Annotated in this window: 14 protein-coding genes; 6 read left to right on the top strand and 8 right to left on the bottom strand. The window is 59.2% G+C overall.

Features of this window, described 5'->3' with window-relative positions; genetic code table 11:
• The first annotated feature begins 3 nt into the window (after positions 1-3).
• The 6 genes from ACIQVE_RS10905 to ACIQVE_RS10880 are packed head-to-tail and all read left to right on the top strand — an operon-like array spanning position 4 to position 7,127.
• Entirely contained in the window at positions 4-1,446 is a 1,443-nt protein-coding gene (locus ACIQVE_RS10905) for a mannose-1-phosphate guanylyltransferase/mannose-6-phosphate isomerase (protein WP_402807773.1), read from the top strand.
• Entirely contained in the window at positions 1,447-2,244 is a 798-nt protein-coding gene (locus tag ACIQVE_RS10900) for an ABC transporter permease (RefSeq protein ID WP_402807770.1), read from the top strand.
• A complete protein-coding gene (locus tag ACIQVE_RS10895; RefSeq protein ID WP_402807768.1) occupies positions 2,244-3,509 on the top strand; it encodes an ABC transporter ATP-binding protein in 1,266 nt (421 codons plus the stop codon). The genes ACIQVE_RS10900 and ACIQVE_RS10895 overlap by 1 nt, the downstream gene beginning before the upstream one ends.
• The gene (locus ACIQVE_RS10890; RefSeq protein ID WP_402807765.1) at positions 3,506-4,882 is read left to right on the top strand and encodes a glycosyltransferase family 4 protein; all 1,377 of its coding nucleotides are present in this window, start codon (positions 3,506-3,508) and stop codon (positions 4,880-4,882) included. The genes ACIQVE_RS10895 and ACIQVE_RS10890 overlap by 4 nt, the downstream gene beginning before the upstream one ends.
• Positions 4,866-5,996, top strand: coding sequence for a glycosyltransferase family 4 protein (locus ACIQVE_RS10885; protein WP_402807762.1), 1,131 nt, complete (start codon positions 4,866-4,868; stop codon positions 5,994-5,996). The genes ACIQVE_RS10890 and ACIQVE_RS10885 overlap by 17 nt, the downstream gene beginning before the upstream one ends.
• The gene (locus ACIQVE_RS10880; protein WP_402807759.1) at positions 5,997-7,127 is read left to right on the top strand and encodes a glycosyltransferase family 4 protein; all 1,131 of its coding nucleotides are present in this window, start codon (positions 5,997-5,999) and stop codon (positions 7,125-7,127) included.
• A gap of 138 nt (positions 7,128-7,265) precedes the next feature.
• Here ACIQVE_RS10880 and ACIQVE_RS10875 read toward each other — a convergent pair whose 3' ends face one another.
• From ACIQVE_RS10875 to ACIQVE_RS10840, 8 genes are all read right to left on the bottom strand, one after another.
• Entirely contained in the window at positions 7,266-9,296 is a 2,031-nt protein-coding gene (locus tag ACIQVE_RS10875) for a pyridoxamine 5'-phosphate oxidase family protein (protein WP_402807757.1), read from the bottom strand.
• A 45-nt stretch (positions 9,297-9,341) separates the two neighbouring features.
• Complete coding sequence (locus tag ACIQVE_RS10870) at positions 9,342-9,968, bottom strand: glutathione S-transferase family protein (RefSeq protein ID WP_402807754.1); 627 nt, start codon at positions 9,966-9,968, stop codon at positions 9,342-9,344.
• A gap of 105 nt (positions 9,969-10,073) precedes the next feature.
• On the bottom strand, positions 10,074-11,000 hold the full coding sequence (locus tag ACIQVE_RS10865) for a LysR family transcriptional regulator (RefSeq protein ID WP_402807752.1): 927 nt from the start codon (positions 10,998-11,000) through the stop codon (positions 10,074-10,076).
• Between the two features lie 10 nt (positions 11,001-11,010).
• Complete coding sequence (locus tag ACIQVE_RS10860; protein ID WP_402807750.1) at positions 11,011-12,210, bottom strand: Fic family protein; 1,200 nt, start codon at positions 12,208-12,210, stop codon at positions 11,011-11,013.
• 212 nt (positions 12,211-12,422) lie between these two features.
• Positions 12,423-14,270 (bottom strand): glutamine--fructose-6-phosphate transaminase (isomerizing), encoded by a 1,848-nt coding sequence (glmS, locus tag ACIQVE_RS10855; RefSeq protein ID WP_402807747.1) that lies wholly within the window; start codon positions 14,268-14,270, stop codon positions 12,423-12,425.
• 2 nt (positions 14,271-14,272) lie between these two features.
• Positions 14,273-15,049, bottom strand: coding sequence for a DeoR/GlpR family DNA-binding transcription regulator (locus ACIQVE_RS10850; protein WP_273877428.1), 777 nt, complete (start codon positions 15,047-15,049; stop codon positions 14,273-14,275).
• 145 nt (positions 15,050-15,194) lie between these two features.
• On the bottom strand, positions 15,195-16,562 hold the full coding sequence (glmU, locus tag ACIQVE_RS10845) for a bifunctional UDP-N-acetylglucosamine diphosphorylase/glucosamine-1-phosphate N-acetyltransferase GlmU (protein ID WP_402807744.1): 1,368 nt from the start codon (positions 16,560-16,562) through the stop codon (positions 15,195-15,197).
• A gap of 118 nt (positions 16,563-16,680) precedes the next feature.
• A partial coding sequence (locus ACIQVE_RS10840; protein WP_402807742.1) for an ATP synthase delta/epsilon chain alpha-helix domain-containing protein occupies positions 16,681-16,918 on the bottom strand: 238 nt, incomplete at its 5' end.

Below are 16,918 nucleotides of genomic sequence, written 5' to 3'. Positions count from 1 at the left end.
GCCATGCTGATCCCCGTGATTCTGTCCGGCGGTGCCGGCACCCGTTTGTGGCCGGTGTCCCGCGAGGGCCATCCCAAGCCGTTCATGACCCTGCCCGACGGCGAGTCGCTGCTGGGCAAGACTTACCAGCGTGCGGCAGCGTTGCTCGACGGTTGGGGCGACATTGTCACGGTGACCAACCGCGAGTATTACTTCCAGAGCAAGGATCACTACTGCGCCACCCAGCTGTCGCGTCATCGCGGGCACTTCCTGCTGGAGCCGACCGGACGCAACACGGCTCCGGCGATCGCGGCAGCAGCCCTGTCTCTGCAAGCCTTGCATGGCGATGACGCGATCATGGTGGTGATGCCGGCCGACCACTTGATCGTCAATCAGGACGCACTGAAAAGTGCAGTCGAGCACGCGGTGAATCTGGCCAAAGACGGTTATCTGGTGACCTTCGGCGTGATCCCGACAGCTCCGGAAACCGGCTTCGGCTACATCGAAACCGGTGCGCCACTGGACGCCAAAGGTGCGGCCAAGGTGCAGCGCTTCGTGGAAAAACCCGACCTGCAAACCGCCACGCATTATCTGGAGAGCGGTAACTTCCTGTGGAACTCGGGCATGTTCTGCTTCACCACCGCGACGGTGATTGCCGAACTGCAACTGCACGCTCCCGAGCTGCTGGCGCAGACACGTGCCTGCATGGCTGCCAGTGCCCCGGTGGAAACCGTTGGCTGCCTGCAACAGGAATTGTCGCCGGAGCTATTCGCTGAAATTACCGACATCTCCATCGACTACGCGCTGATGGAGTGCTCGGACAAAGTCGTGGTGGTGCCCGCCGGTTTTGACTGGAGTGATATCGGTTCGTGGAACGCCGTGGCTGCACTGGTGCCGGCCGATGCCGACAACAACCGCGCCAGCGGCGAAGCGATTTTCATCGACAGCCACAACAACTTCGTCCAGAGCGAAGGTCGGCTGGTGGCCACTGTGGGTGTGGATAACCTGATCGTGGTCGACACCGCCGACGCCGTGCTGATAGCCCACGCTGACCGCACGCAGGATGTACGGCGTGTCGCCAAACAGCTCAAGGACAAATCCCACGAAGCCTATCGCCTGCATCGTACGGTCAGCCGACCGTGGGGCACCTACACCGTGCTCGAGGAAGGCCCGCGCTTCAAGATCAAACGCATCGTGGTCAAACCCGGCGCCAAGCTGTCCCTGCAAATGCACCATCACCGCAACGAACACTGGGTGGTGGTCGAAGGCATGGCCAAGGTCACCAACAACGGCGACGGCACGCATCTTGTGGCCAAGAATGAATCGACGTTCATTGCCGCAGGCCACAAACATCGTCTGGAAAACCCCGGCGTGATCGACCTGGTGATCATCGAAGTGCAAAGCGGCGAATACCTGGGAGAGGACGACATCGTCCGCTTCGAAGACCAATACGGCAGGACGGTTTGAATGCTGCTTTCCCTGTACCGCTCGCTGCGCAGCTATCGTGGATTCATCCTCGGTAGCGTCAAGCGAGAGTTTCAAGCGCGGTATCGCAACTCGCTGTTTGGTGCGCTGTGGACCGTACTCAATCCGCTGTCGATGATCATCGTCTACACGGTAATCTTTTCCCAGATCATGCGCGCCCGCCTGCCGGGGGTGGACGATGGCCTGGCCTACAGCGTCTACCTGTGCGCCGGCCTGCTGACCTGGGGGCTGTTCGCCGAAATCACTACGCGCAGCCAGAGCATGTTTCTGGAAAACGCCAACCTGCTGAAGAAAATCAGCTTCCCGCGCATTTGCCTGCCCGTGATTGCGCTACTCAATGCCGGCATTAACTTCGCGATTATTCTGGGGCTGTTTTTCGGCTTTCTGCTGATCAGCGGACGCCTGCCCGGCATGGCCTTGCTGGCGCTGATACCGCTGTTGATTCTGCAAGTGGTCTTCGCCGCCGGACTCGGCATGCTGCTGGGCATTCTCAATGTGTTCTTTCGCGATGTCGGACAAATGTTCGGTATCTGCCTGCAATTCTGGTTCTGGCTGACACCGATCGTGTATCCGCTGTCGATCCTGCCTCCGGGCATCCAGCACGTGATCAGCCTCAACCCGATGACTGCGTTGATGACCAGTTACCAGAATGTATTCCTCTATAACCAATGGCCGGACTGGTCATCCCTGACGCCGATGCTGATCATCGGACTCGTGCTTTGCGCCATGGCGTTGCACCTGTTCCGTCAACGGGTTGGTGAAATGGTGGATGAACTCTGATGGGACACATACGCGTCAGTGGCCTGGCCAAGGCTTACAAACAGTACCCCAATCGCTGGAGCCGGTTGCTTGAATGGCTGGTGCCGTTTTCCCGGCCTCGGCATCACTTGCACTGGGTCTTGCAGGACGTTGATTTCGAGATTCAGCCCGGCGAAGCCGTGGGCATTGTTGGCGTCAACGGCGCGGGCAAAAGCACCCTGCTGAAGATGATCACCGGCACCACCCAACCGACGTGCGGACAGATCCAGTTGCAAGGTCGGGTCGCCGCGCTGCTGGAACTGGGTATGGGTTTCCACCCCGACTTTACCGGTCGTCAGAACGCTTTCATGGCCGGTCAGTTGCTGGGGATGCAGGTTGAAGAGATCAACGCATTGATGCCACAGATCGAAAGTTTTGCCGAAATCGGCGAGGCCATCGATCAGCCGGTGCGCACCTACTCCAGCGGCATGCAGATGCGCCTGGCGTTCAGTGTCGCCACTGCGCGGCGCCCGGATATCTTGATCGTCGACGAAGCGCTGTCGGTCGGCGATGCCTATTTCCAGCACAAAAGCTTCGAGCGCATCCGCAGCTTCCGCAAGGCCGGCACCACGCTGCTGATTGTTTCCCATGACCGCTCGGCCATCCAGTCGATCTGCGATACCGCGATCCTTCTGGAAAACGGGCGTCTGGCCATGCGCGGCAAGCCAGAAGAGGTCATGGACTACTACAACGCCATGCTCGCCCAGCGCGAAGGCCAGATCGTCCGTCAGGAGATGCTCGCCAACGGCCAGGTACAAACCATTTCCGGTACCGGCGAAGCGGGGATCGTCAGCGTGCGCCTGCTCGATGCGCAGGGGCGTAGCCTCGAAGTGGCGGAAGTCGGCCAGCCCGTGGTGCTGGAAGTTCAGACAGAAGTCCGCGAGGACATCGAACGGCTGATTCTCGGTTTCATGATCAAGGATCGCCTGGGCCAGGCGATTTACGGGATCAATACGCATCGCCTCGACAAACCGGTCGTCGAGCTGAGTGCAGGTGATCGCGTAACGTTCCGCTTCGCCTTTGACATGCGCCTGGGCAAGGGCAGTTATTCAGTGGCGTTGAGCCTGTCGCGGCTGGATTCGCACCTGGACCGCAACTTCGAGTGGCGCGACTACGGCTTGATCTTCCATGTGATCAACAACCGTCAGGAAGACTTCGTCGGCTGCGCCTGGCTGCAAGCGCACACCGAAATCACTCGCTCCAGTGGCAACCTCACGCCAACGCCTGATAAGGAGATCTCGCGATGACGCGATTGTTGGTGGAATGCACTTACGTCTTCGAGCACCCAAGCGCCAACTCGGGTATTCAGCGCGTGGTCCGCAACGTCATCCAGCAATTGCCGGCCGCCGACGAGAACGTTGAATGCATTCCGGTCGTGATGATCGACGGTGGTCTGTATCAAGTTAAGAGCCTGGCGCCGCTGAAATCGGCAAAGCTGGATCTGATCGGCCTGCGGGTGAAACTCGAGCAATGGGCCAATGCGTTCTGGTTGCGCCACCGTGCATTGGAGCGCCGCCGTCCGTTCAGCCAGTCGCATTTCGCTCGCCGCGTGTTGTACGTCGGTTGCCGGCTGAGCGCTTTCGCCTGTTTCAGCCTGCCGATGCGCCTGCTGGAGCGAGCCCTCAAGGGCAAGCAAATTCCTGAGCGCTGCGTGCCGCTTCAGCATCGGGCCGGCGATCAACTGGTACTGCTCGACTCGTCCTGGCACGCCAATTTTTTCCCTCTGGCCGAGCAACTCAAGCGTGACGGGGTCGGTATCGTTTCGGTGATCTATGATCTGATCCCGCTGACCCATCCGCAGTTCTGCGATGCCGGGCTGGTCAAAGTGTTCAACGACTGGTTCGACTGGATCGCCCGCACAGCGGACGGCTACGTGGCAATTTCGACGACCATCCGCGATCAGGTACGCGAGGAAATGCTGCGGCGCATCGGTTCGCAACAGGTCGCACAGCGCTGGTTCGATTATTTCCACCTCGGCTCTGAACTGGACTTGAGCGACGCCGATGCCAAGGTCGATCAGGGCTTGTTGCAGATGTTCAAAACGGCGGAGCCGGTGTTCCTCATGGTCAGCACCATCGAGCCGCGCAAGAACCACGCCTACCTGCTCGATGCATTCGAGCACGCCTGGGCCACGGGTTCCAAAGCGCGGTTATGCATCGTCGGCAAGATCGGCTGGAAATGCGAAGCGTTGATCGAACGCATCCGCCAGCATCCCGAGTTGAACCGCCGTTTGTTCATGTACAACACGCTCTCGGACAAAAGCCTCGAACACGCCTACTCCCATGCGACGGCGCTGGTGTTCCCGTCCTACGTCGAAGGGTTTGGTCTACCACTGGTGGAAGCGATGCAACGCGGGTTACCGGCGATGGCCAGTGATATCCCGGTGTTCCGCGAGATCGGCGGCGATTACATGGCGTATTTCGACTTGGCCAACCCGCAGAGCCTGACCCACCTGATCACCGACATGGAGCGCAGCCAGGTCTTCCCCGCACCGCTGAGCCTGGAACAGTGGCGCTGGCTGAGCTGGCGCGAAGCGAGTGCGCAACTGGTTGAACGCATCGAGCGCAATTTGCATCCTTCGCCGGCAACCCCGGAGAGCCAGCATGCGCATTGCTCTTAACGCTCGGATTCTGCAGGCACCGCGCACCGGCATCGGCCACTACGTCGCCGAACTGGTCAACGCCTTGCGCAGCGAACCCGACGTCGAAGTGACGCTGTTTCATGGCTGGGGCTGGAGTTCGGCGCTACCGGAAGCAGCAATGCCCGGCTATTCGCGTTTGACGCCACTGCTGCGACAGATTCCCGGGGCCTATCAGGCACGGCGCTGGCTGGAGCAAAAGCGCTTCGATCAGGGTCGCGCACAAGACATTGACCTGTATCACGAGCCAAGCCTGTGGCCGCTGGCTTTCGACGGGCCGACGGTCATCACCCTGCACGATCTGACCCACCTGCATTTCCCCGAGACTCAGCCGTCGGCACGGCTCAAGGAAATCGAACGACGGTTGGCCATCGGCGTACAGCAAGCGCAGCTGATTCTGACTGACTCACAGGCAATTGCCGACGAGGCGCAAGACTATTTCGGACTGCCCGCCGAGCGTTTTGTGGTGGCTCCACTGGGGGTCGCCGAGCGGTTTCATCCACGCGAAGCCAACGCGATCAGCGCGGTACTCAAGGCTCATGCCGTGCAGGCACGCGAGTATTTTCTGTGTGTCGGCACGCTGGAGCCACGCAAGAACCTGAGCCTGGCGTTGCGTGCCCATGCCCTGCTGCCGGAAGCAGTCCGCGAACGCTTTCCGCTGTTGATCGTCGGCATGGCCGGTTGGCAGCGTGAGCAGTTCAGTGACGAGCTGCGCCAGGCGTTGGCCAGTGGGCATGTTTGCCTGCTCGGCTACCTGCCTGATGAACAAGTGGCACAACTGTTGGCCGGCGCCCGGGCGCTGATTTTTCCTTCGCTGTATGAAGGCTTCGGCCTGCCGGTGCTGGAGGCGATGGCCAGCGGCACGCCGGTGGTGATTACTCGCTCTTCGGCAATGCCGGAAGTGGCGGGTGCTGCCGGCAACTATATCGACGCCGACGATGCAAACGGCTTGCGCGATGCAATGAGCCGACTGATCGACGATCAAACACATTGGCAGGCATGCCGAGAAGCCGGCTTGCAGCAGGCACGGCTTTTTTCCTGGCAGCGTTGCGCACAGGCCACGGCCGGTGCCTACCGCCAGGCCATGGGAGGTTGAATGCGCGTTCTTCATTTCTTCAAGACGTACCTGCCTGATTCGGTCGGCGGCATCGAACAAGTGATCTTCCAACTGTGCGAAAGCGGCGCCCAGCATGGCATTGATGGGCATGTGCTGACCCTCAGTGCTGACCCAAGTCCGCCCGTGGTTAAGCTGGGTCAACACGAAGTGCACCGGGCCAAACTCGATATTCAGTTCGCCTCCACGGGATTTTCCTGGAGCGTGTTCAAACAGTTTCGCGAGATGGCGGCCGAGGCCGACGTGGTCAACTACCACTTTCCGTGGCCCTTCATGGACCTGGTGCATTTTGCCAGCGCGATGAAAAAACCGAGCGTGGTCACCTACCACTCGGACATCATCCGGCAGAAACACCTGCTCAAACTCTATCGGCCGCTGATGAACCGCTTTCTTGCCAGCGCCGACCGGATTGTCGCGGCCTCGCCGAATTACCTGCACACCAGTGATGTGTTGCAGCAATTTCAGGACAAGACCCGGGTGATTCCCTATGGCTTGAACAAGGCAGGTTATCCACAGGCTGATAGCGAGCGTATGAACCGTTGGCGCCAGCAGCTTGGGGATAAGTTTTTCCTCTTCGTCGGGGTCATGCGCTATTACAAAGGCCTGCACATCCTGCTCGACGCCATGAAGGACGTGGATTATCCGGTGGTCATCGTCGGCGCCGGTCCGCTGGAGCAAGCGTTGCACGCCCAAGCCGCCGCGTTGGGCCTGCGCAACATTCACTTCCTTGGGCGCTTGGGGGATGAAGACAAAGTCGCATTGCTGCAATTGAGCTACGCCATTGTTTTCCCATCGCACCTGCGCTCGGAAGCGTTCGGCATCTCGCTGCTTGAGGGCGCGATGTACGGCAAACCAATGATCTCCAGCGAGATCGGTACCGGCACCAGCTACATCAATATCCACAACGAGACAGGGCTGGTGGTACCGCCGAGTAATCCACAGGCGTTTCGTGAGGCAATGCGCAACTTGTGGGAAAACCCCGATCGCGCAGCAGCCATGGGCGTCAAGGCCGAAGCCCGTTATCGACAGTTATTCACAGCCGATGAGATGGGCCGTAAATGGACCGAGTTGTACCAAGAGCTGCTGGAAGAAAAATCCCTGTCCTACGCCTGAACAGGCACAGCGCAATTCTCCTGTGGGAGCGAGCTTGCTCGCGAAGAGGCCGGGTCAGTCGACATCACTGCCGAATGACCAACCGCCTTCGCGAGCAAGCTCGCTCCCACAGCAATGGCAATACTTTGAAGATTTCGATTACAAATCCAACACCAGCGGCTGTTCGCTTTGCGCCGGCACCGCACAACAAATCAGCACATGCCCAGCCTCCGGTACTTCGGCCGGTGGCTGTGGATAATTCACTGCACCACTGACCAGCCGCGTCTTGCAGGTGCCGCACGACCCACCGCGACAACTGAACTCGGGGCGCAATCCGCGACTTTCCGCCAGCTCCAGCAAACTGCTGCCATCCGGCTGCCAACGAGCTTCCTTGGCCGAACGTTCGAACACCACCGGCACGGATGTGGTGGCTGCGGGCGGTTGTTCAATCACAATCGCATCCGGATCGGCGCGGCGCTTGAGCGTTGAAGGGCCGAATGTTTCGGCGTGAATCTGCGCATCGCGCACATCCAGTTCACGCAAGCCGTCGTACAGCCCTTGGGTAAACCCGCCGGGCCCACAGACCACAAAATCGATTTGATCGTAATCCTCGACCTCCAGCAGATCCCTCAACACCGCGCCGTCGATGCGCCCGCGCAAGTCGAAATCCTCGCCCTCGCGCGCATCTGCTTCCGGCTGGCTGAGCAAGCGCAGGACCCGCACCGCATCGCCAGCGCTTTCCAACAAACGATCCAGTTCCTTACGAAAGGGTTGATCGGCCAGGCTGCGTGAACTTTGCAGCAACCACGTCGAACGAATCCGGCGCGTGCGCAGGCCTTGGTAAACCACCTCGCGCAGCATCGACAGCAGCGGCGTGATGCCGACCCCGGCGGCCAACAACACCAATGGCCGTCGTTCCAGTGGCGCCACGGTGAAATGCCCCTGCGGCGCCCGCGCCTCCAGTACGTCACCCACCTGGATCTGCTCGTGCAGATGAGTCGACACGCGTCCCTCACGCTTCACACTGATCCGGTAGAAACCATCCGATGGCGCACTCGACAGGCTGTACGTGCGGATGTGCATCTCGCCGTCGAGGGTAAATCTCACAGGCAAATGCTGGCCAGCGAGAAACACCGGCAAACCGGCGCCATCGTCTGGCTCCAGATAAATCGAGCGGATGCTGTGGCTCTCCATTTCGATCTTCGCCACGCGCAGCGGCCGCCACTGGTTACCCAGCGCTTGCGCCTGCAAACGCGCATCGGCTTCCGCCCAGTTTCCGGTCAACAGACTGGTGGGCGACATACCGTCGAAGCGCCAGCGCAAGGCCAGCGCCGCCGGACGGCGAACCAGTTTCTCCACCTCGAATGTCCACAGCCGTTCGGCGCCTTGAAACGCCTCGATCTGCGGCCCCTCCAGGATGATTTCGGTACGCCCGCTGAGTTGCAGCAGATCGCCTGTGGAAAAGTCGATGAACAGCAAGCCGGCCTTGGGGTTGAGCAGCAGATTGCCGAGGGTGTTGAAGTGCAGGTTGCCGGCAAAATCCGGGATGGTCAGACGATTGCCTTCCACCCGGACGAACCCGGGCTGACCGCCGCGATGGGAAGCGTCCACCGAGCGTTCGCCGTCGGTATCGACATAACTGGCGACAAAGAACGTATCAGCACCTTCGATCAGGGCTGTGGCTGCGTCATCAAGGGTGTCGAGATGCTGAGGTGGGCGTGTCTGCGGATCACTCAACGGCACGCGCTGAAACTGGCGCAGTTGAATGTATTGCGGACAGTTGCCGAAGGCTTGATCGACGCTCACATCGAAACCGTTAATGCCGAGAGCACCTACATGACCGTTGAGGCGATTGCGCCGCCGCGTATGCAGCTCAATCCCGAGCAAACCGATGGGCTCGCCAGTGCGTAACTGTGCCGGGTCATCACTGGCGGGCAACGTTGTAAAACGCAGATGTTCAGGATCGGACGATTGGGCAAACCCCGGCGCGCCTTCCAGCACGCTGGCCCAAGGGCGCCCGTCGGCATCGACCGCGCCGTACAGCATGAAGGGAAGTTGCTGATAGAACTCACGGTGCTGGTCCGGCATCCAGGTGCGAATCACCTTACGCCCGAATGCCTCCATGCGTTCGGCAACGCCTACATGGGCCTGTAACTGTTGCTCGCCAGCGTGCCACGGTGAACGTTCCATCACGACCTCTCCCCTGCGCCCTCGGCACAGCGTGGATTGCGGGAATCAGACTGCGGTTTGCAGACCGGCGACGGTGCGCGGCATGCCGACGAAACCGGGCAAGGCTTCGACCCGCGCCAACCAGGCACGCACGTTGGCGTAGTCGTCCAGCGAGACGTTGCCTTCGGGTGCATGGGCGATATAGCTGTAGGCCGAAATGTCGGCGATGGTCGGTTCATCACCTGCCAGATACGCGGTTTTCCCCAGCTCAACGTCCATCACCGTGAGCAGATTGTGGGCGCGAGTGATCAGTTCTTCAGCGTTCAGTTTGGCGCCGAATACCGTGATCAACCGAGCGGCCGCCGGGCCAAATGCAATCGGCCCCGCTGCGACCGACAACCAGCGCTGAACCCGCGCGGCGCCGACCGGATCGCTTGGCAACCAACGACCGTTGCCGTACTTCTGCGCCAGATACACCAGAATCGCATTGGAATCAGCCAGTACCACGCCGTTGTCATCAATGGCCGGGACCTGACCGAAACTGTTGATTGCCAGATACGCAGGCTGCTTGTGCTCGCCCTTCGCCAGATCGACCAGGATGGTCTCGGTCGGCAATTGCAGCAGCGACAGCATCAGTTCCACCCGATGGGCGTGGCCGGAACGCGGGAAGTTATAAAACTTGATCGGTTGCATGGTCGACTCCACTGAATTATCGCGCCACCCGGGGGTTGGCAGCGCTGATGGGAGTCATATTCCACCTATCTGCAAAGCAACAGAATCACCAGTATTCGCAATCGATTATTTCATCTCATGCAATAACGCTGCGTTCTTCAGCGATGGATGCTCACGCAGAGCGTTCACCGTGAAATCAACAAAGCTGCGCACCCGCGTCGGGGCCTTGCGTCCACCTTGATACACCACATGAATGGGCAGCGGCGGCAGCTCGAAGTCGGCAAGGACGATTTCCAGTTCACCTGCGGCCACTTTGCTCGCCACCTGATAGGAAAGTACCCGCGTCAGTCCCAGGCCGAGACACGCGGCACTGATCGCCGCCTGATTGGCGGTGACCACCAACCGCGGCTCCGGGCGCACGATCAGCGGTTCGCCGTCGTCAAGGAACGGCCAGTTGCGCATCTGGCCGGTGGCCGCAGTGGCGACTACGGACAATCCAACCAAGGCTTGAGGATGCTGCGGCCGACCGTGTTCAGCCAGATATTGCGGCGAACCACAGACCACGCGTCTGACCTCACCCACCCGAATCGCATGTTGATTACTGTCCGGCAACTCGCCGATGCGCACCGCCACATCGACACCCTCCTCGACCATGCTCACCACACGATCTACCAGCAAAGCGTTGATCGAAACGTCTGGATACTGCGTGAGATACCCGGTCATCACCGGCGTTACAAACAACTCGCCGAACAACACCGGCGCCGTTACCGTCAGTTGCCCACGAGGCTCGGCGTGACTGCCCGCAGCGGAATCCTCGGCTTCCTGCACCTCGGCAAGAATTCTCCGACAGTCCTCAAGATATCGCTGACCTGCCTCGCTAAGGTGAACGCTGCGCGTGGTACGGATCAGTAGCTGCGTGCCGATTCGCTGCTCCAATGCAGCAACGGCGCGGGTGACGCTGGCCGCCGACAAACCGAGGCGCCGCGCGGCGGCGGAGAAGCCTTGGTCTTGTGCGACAGCGGCGAAGACTTGCATTTCCTGGAAGCGATCCATGACTCAACTCCTATACCGCTGCAGTCATCCGCTGATGCAAATCCGGGAACAAGAGCTGGGCAAACCAGATCGGTAACCCGGGATACAGATCGCGCGCCTTTGGTGTTGCACTCTCGACCAACCCGAGCTGTACCAGACTTTTCAACTGGTCAGTTGCCACCCGATCGGACAGTCCGGTGAAAATCTTGAAGTCCGCGCGGCTCAGTGTCCCCTGAGTCAGCAGAACATGCAGTGCACGGGCAACTTGCGGCTTAATCCCCGCTTTCTTGATCCGCTCTTCCCAGACGAAAATGGTATGCAGCCTTTCGCGCATGTTCGAAGTGTTCAGTGCGCGCTCGGTGTATTTCATCTGGTCCAGACAGGTTTCCAGCATGAATCCAACAAACTCGAACAAACCTGCCTGAGTCAGTTGCCCACGGCCATCCAGATCCCCTCGTCGCGGTTTGTCAGCATTGGCCAATCGTGCGTAATAGGTCTCCTGCTCGCGAGCCAGTCCACGAGATAAAGACCATAGCGGCGAAACCAACCCCAGCTTTTGCATCTGCAGGTGCGTGAGCAGCCTGACGGTGCGTCCGTTTCCATCGACGAAAGGATGCACCCATGCCAAGCGGTGATGATAAGCCATGACGGAAAGTAACCGGCTCCGCGCATCCGGTAGTCGACCGTAAACCTGCTGCATCCGAGTCAACATGGGGCCGACAGACTGGTTGGGAGGCGCTGCATGATTACCGACCAGAACCTCTCGACCCGCAATATCACGCAATTGCCCTGGCACCAATCGAGTACCGTCGCTCAGGCCCAACTGTTCATCACTGGCACAGTGGAAAAGACGTCTGTGCAGGCGCGCAACAAATGCAGGGCTGAACATCGTTTCCCAGGTTAGATCCTTATACACAGCCAACAGTCTTTCGAAGGCCTGCTGCGTACCGATGTGGGTCATTGCAAGCTCTGTCAGCTCCTTGCGATGGCGTTTGGGGGCAGTCGGAGCGAGTGTCACCGGCTCGGTGAATTGGCCTTCGATCAAGTTGCTGTAGAAGCTGCTGGTCACGCGCAGCAAACCGCCTACCCGTTGCAACATTGGTGGAGTGACCATTGCACTGAGCTTTCCTGCCTGGAACGGCACCTGCTCAGCCAACTGCAATATTTCACTTGGAAATACCGGCATCAGCGGCTCAAGCCAGTGGGTCCCTATAGTCGACTCAGTGCTCATTGCATCTCCAGAATCGCGGATTTTATTGCGGATTCAAGAGTACGCCCAAAGCCACTGATTACATAGCCTAGCGTTGAGTAGGAAGGTTCTGAAATTGGGATATAACGCGGATTTTATTGCGGATTTTTTGCAGGAAAAATATGCATTACTGGGGATAGGGATCCAGCCTCCTACACAAGAGTGCGAAAGCTCGCACTCTTGTGTAAAAACTATTATTCCACCGTCACCGACTTCGCCAGATTCCGTGGCTGGTCAACGTCGGTGCCCTTAAGTACAGCGACGTAGTACGACAGCAACTGCAGCGGAATGGTGTAGAGGATCGGCGAGAGAATGTCGTGGATGTGCGGCATCTGTACCACGTGGGTGCCTTCGCCGTTGGTCATCCCCGCTTTTTCGTCGGCGAACACGATCAGTTCGCCGCCGCGCGCGCGGACTTCCTGCAAGTTGGACTTGAGCTTTTCCAGCAGTTCGTTGTTCGGCGCTACGGTGACCACTGGCATGTCGTTATCCACAAGCGCTAGCGGGCCGTGTTTCAGTTCGCCGGCCGGGTACGCTTCAGCGTGGATGTAGGAGATTTCCTTGAGCTTCAAGGCACCTTCCATCGCTACCGGGAATTGCGCGCCGCGCCCGAGGAACAAAGTGTGGTTTTTCTCGGCGAACAGTTCGGCGACTTTTTCCACGGTGCTGTCCATCGCCAGCGCTTCGCCCAAGCGAGCCGGCAGGCGACGCAATTCTTCCACCAGCGTGGCTTCAACACCCGGCGCCAGACTGCCGCGCACTTGGCCCAGGGACAGGGTCAGCAGCAACAGGCCAACTAGTTGCGTGGTGAATGCTTTGGTCGACGCTACGCCGATTTCGCGACCGGCCTGGGTCAGCAGGGTCAGGTCTGATTCACGCACCAGCGAGCTGATACCGACGTTGCAGATCGCCAGGCTGGCGAGGTAGCCCCCTTCTTTTGTAGAGAGCAATTTGGCGTTGCGCAACGCGGCCAAGGTGTCGGCGGTTTCGCCGGACTGCGAGATGGTGACGAACAACGTGTTCGGCTGCACCACCACTTTGCGGTAGCGGAATTCGCTGGCAACTTCGACCTGGCACGGGATCCCGGCCAGTTCTTCGAGCCAGTAACGGGCAACCATACCGGCGTGATAGCTGGTGCCGCAGGCAACAATTTGTACGTTACGCACTTTAGCGAACAGCTCGGCCGCTTGTGGGCCGAAGGCTTGCACCAGCACTTGATTGTTGCTCAGGCGACCTTCCAGCGTGCGCTGCACAACGGTCGGTTGCTCGTGGATTTCCTTGAGCATGTAGTGGCGGAACTCGCCCTTGTCGGCGGCTTCGGCACCGTCGGTGTACTGCACGGTCTGGCGCTCGACAGCAGTGCCGTTCACATCCCAGATCTTCACCGTATCGCGCTGAATTTCGGCGATATCGCCTTCTTCCAAATACATGAACCGGTCAGTGACCTGACGCAGAGCCAGTTGATCGGAAGCGAGGAAGTTCTCGCCCAGACCTAAACCGATCACCAATGGGCTGCCACTGCGCGCGGCAACCAGACGATCCGGTTGTTTGGCATTGATCACGGCCAGACCGTAAGCACCGTGCAGTTCTTTGACCGTAGCTTTAAGGGCGGCGCTCAGATCAGGCTGATCCTTGAGTTTGTGATTCAGCAGGTGAGCAATGACTTCGGTGTCGGTTTCCGAAGTAAACACGTAGCCCAACACTTTCAGTTGTTCACGCAGGGCTTCATGGTTTTCGATGATGCCGTTGTGCACCACCGCGATGTCACCGGAGAAATGCGGGTGAGCATTACGCTCACACGGGGCGCCGTGGGTGGCCCAACGGGTGTGCGCAATCCCGAGACGGCCAACCAGCGGGTGTTCGGCCAGCGCGACTTCCAGTTCGCTGACTTTGCCCGGACGGCGCATGCGCTCGAGGGTCTGTTCATTGGTGTAGACCGCCACACCGGCGCTGTCATAGCCGCGGTATTCGAGGCGCTTGAGGCCTTCGAGCAGGATGGCGGTGATATTACGTTCAGCAACTGCGCCGACAATTCCACACATGCTTATTTCTCCTGACTGACAGCCGCGCAAATCAAGGTGATACCGCGGGCCTGAATCTGATCGCGTGCATCAACAGGCAGACGATCATCGGTAATGAGGGTATGGACGCTGCTCCAAGGCAGCTCCAGGTTGGGAATCTTGCGACCGATCTTGTCGGCCTCGACCATCACGATCACTTCACGCGTCACTTCAGCCATGACCCGGCTCAGGCCGAGCAGTTCGTTGAACGTGGTAGTACCGCGCGCCAAATCGATGCCATCGGCGCCGATAAATAATTGGTCAAAGTCGTAAGAGCGTAGTACTTGCTCGGCCACCTGGCCCTGAAAGGACTCCGAGTGCGGATCCCAGGTGCCGCCGGTCATCAACAACACCGGTTCATGCTCGAGTTCACTCAAAGCATTGGCGACGTGCAGGGAGTTGGTCATCACCACCAGACCCGGTTGCTGACCAAGTTCAGGGATCATCGCCGCCGTAGTGCTGCCACTATCGATGATGATGCGCGCATGCTCGCGGATGCGTTTCACCGCCGCGCGGGCGATTGCCTGTTTGTATTTGGAAACACTCTGCGCGGTTTCCGCGACGAGCTCCTGGGGCATGGTGATCGCTCCGCCGTATCGACGCAGCAACAAACCGTGGCTCTCCAGCGCAGCCAAGTCCTTACGAATCGTAACTTCGGAGGTTTCGAAGCGTTTGGCCAATTCGTCCACACTGACTTCACCCTGCTCATTGAGCAAGGCGAGAATGTTATGGCGGCGCTGGGGTGTGTTGCGTTTTGACATGGCGGCGGCTTAAGTTTCGATTCGAAAGATAACGGAACCAATCAAAACCTATCGGCTAACAATCGTCAACCCGGCAAACCAAAAAAAATCGCAGCCCTCTGTCGAAGGCTGCGATTTCTTGACCTAAAAACCGACTGTGGATAACTCAGTCCTTTTTGATCTTCTCCGGCCGCTTCCAGCCATCAATGTTCTTCTGCCGCGCTCGGCCTACTGCCAACTGCGCGTTTTCCACATTCTGCGTAATCGTAGAACCCGCCGCAGTGGTCGCACCGTTGGAGATATCCACAGGCGCCACCAACGAGTTGTTGGAGCCGATGAACACGTCCGCGCCCAACACGGTTTTCCACTTGTTGGCGCCGTCATAGTTGCAGGTGATGGTGCCAGCACCGATGTTGGTGCGTGCGCCAATCTCGGCATCGCCCAGATAAGTCAAATGACCTGCCTTGGCGCCCTCGCCCATGTGGGCGTTTTTCAATTCGACAAAGTTACCCACATGTGCCCGCGCTTCGAGCACTGTGCCCGGTCGCAGACGGGCGAACGGGCCAGCATCGCTGCCTTCACCCAGGATCGCGCCTTCGATGTGGCTGTTGGCCTTGATTACCACGCCTTTGCGCAGGGTACTGTCTTTGATCACACAGTTCGGACCGATGACCACGTCGTCTTCGATAACAACGTTGCCCTCAAGGATCACGTTGATGTCGATTAGCACATCGCGACCGACCGTGACTTCTCCGCGTACGTCGAACCGGGCCGGATCACGCAGAGTCACGCCCTGAGCCATCAGACGACGACCGGCGCGCAGTTGGTAATGACGCTCCAGTTCGGCGAGTTGCTTGCGATCGTTGGCACCCTGCACTTCCATCGGGTCGTGCGGCTGTTCGGTGGCGACAACCAGACCATCGCTGACGGCCATTTCGATCACGTCGGTCAGGTAATACTCGCCCTGTGAGTTGTTGTTCGACAGCCGGCTCATCCAGTCAGCCAGCCGATTGGCCGGCACTGCGAGAATGCCAGTGTTGCCTTCGGTGATCGCGCGTTGCGCTTCGCTGGCATCTTTGTGCTCGACGATGACGGAAACTTTGCCGTCAGCGTTGCGAACAATGCGGCCGTAGCCCGTTGGGTCGTCGAGCTCGACGGTCAGCAAACCCATCTGCCCGGGAACGACATGCTTGAGCAGGCGTTGCAGGGTTTCGACTTCGATCAGCGGCACGTCACCGTAAAGAATCAGCACAGTGTCGGCATTAATGAATGGCACAGCTTGGGCAGTCGCGTGACCGGTACCCAGCTGCTTGTCCTGCAACACGAAGTTCAGATCGTCGGCCGCCAGACGCTCGCGCACCACGTCGGCACCGTGGCCGATCACCACGTGGATGCGCTGCGGGTCGAGTTGCCTGGCGCTGTGGATAACATGGCCCAACATGGAATTGCCGGCAATCGGGTGCAGCACTTTCGGCAGCGCCGAACGCATACGAGTGCCTTGACCGGCCGCGAGGATGACGATTTCGAGAGACATGACTGGCTACCAATCCTGGGTGGTCAGCAACTGCGACCGGGGTTCTGGAATTCGGAAAAGAAAAAAGGGTAGCCGAGGCTACCCTTTTTAATCAATCGCACACTAAGCGGATGACGGATTAACCGCCAAACTTCTTGCGGATCTGCTGAACGGTGCGCAGCTGAGCTGCAGCCTCGGCCAGACGTACGGACGCAGCGCCGTAATCGAACTCTGCGCCACGCTCATGCAAGGCAGCCTCGGCAGCCTTGAGAGCTGCTTGAGCCTGAGCTTCATCCAGGTCGGCGGCACGTTGCACGGTATCGGCAAGCACCTTGACCATGTTCGGCTGAACCTCGAGGAAACCACCGGAGATGTAG

Origin of the sequence: Pseudomonas sp. NPDC098747, from assembly GCF_044760045.1 — a bacterium.
GTDB lineage: Bacteria > Pseudomonadota > Gammaproteobacteria > Pseudomonadales > Pseudomonadaceae > Aquipseudomonas.
This window is presented reverse-complemented; position numbering and strand designations above follow the sequence as displayed.

What these genes read in the sequence shown, in the direction of transcription:
- ACIQVE_RS10905 (WP_402807773.1), top strand. Translation starts at nt 4, where the DNA reads ATGCTGATCCCCGTGATTCTGTCCGGCGGTGCCGGCACCCGTTTGTGG.
- ACIQVE_RS10900 (WP_402807770.1), top strand. Translation starts at nt 1,447, where the DNA reads ATGCTGCTTTCCCTGTACCGCTCGCTGCGCAGCTATCGTGGATTCATC.
- ACIQVE_RS10895 (WP_402807768.1), top strand. Translation starts at nt 2,244, where the DNA reads ATGGGACACATACGCGTCAGTGGCCTGGCCAAGGCTTACAAACAGTAC.
- ACIQVE_RS10890 (WP_402807765.1), top strand. Translation starts at nt 3,506, where the DNA reads ATGACGCGATTGTTGGTGGAATGCACTTACGTCTTCGAGCACCCAAGC.
- ACIQVE_RS10885 (WP_402807762.1), top strand. Translation starts at nt 4,866, where the DNA reads ATGCGCATTGCTCTTAACGCTCGGATTCTGCAGGCACCGCGCACCGGC.
- ACIQVE_RS10880 (WP_402807759.1), top strand. Translation starts at nt 5,997, where the DNA reads ATGCGCGTTCTTCATTTCTTCAAGACGTACCTGCCTGATTCGGTCGGC.
- ACIQVE_RS10875 (WP_402807757.1), bottom strand. Translation starts at nt 9,296, where the DNA reads ATGGAACGTTCACCGTGGCACGCTGGCGAGCAACAGTTACAGGCCCAT.
- ACIQVE_RS10870 (WP_402807754.1), bottom strand. Translation starts at nt 9,968, where the DNA reads ATGCAACCGATCAAGTTTTATAACTTCCCGCGTTCCGGCCACGCCCAT.
- ACIQVE_RS10865 (WP_402807752.1), bottom strand. Translation starts at nt 11,000, where the DNA reads ATGGATCGCTTCCAGGAAATGCAAGTCTTCGCCGCTGTCGCACAAGAC.
- ACIQVE_RS10860 (WP_402807750.1), bottom strand. Translation starts at nt 12,210, where the DNA reads ATGAGCACTGAGTCGACTATAGGGACCCACTGGCTTGAGCCGCTGATG.
- glmS (WP_402807747.1), bottom strand. Translation starts at nt 14,270, where the DNA reads ATGTGTGGAATTGTCGGCGCAGTTGCTGAACGTAATATCACCGCCATC.
- ACIQVE_RS10850 (WP_273877428.1), bottom strand. Translation starts at nt 15,049, where the DNA reads ATGTCAAAACGCAACACACCCCAGCGCCGCCATAACATTCTCGCCTTG.
- glmU (WP_402807744.1), bottom strand. Translation starts at nt 16,562, where the DNA reads ATGTCTCTCGAAATCGTCATCCTCGCGGCCGGTCAAGGCACTCGTATG.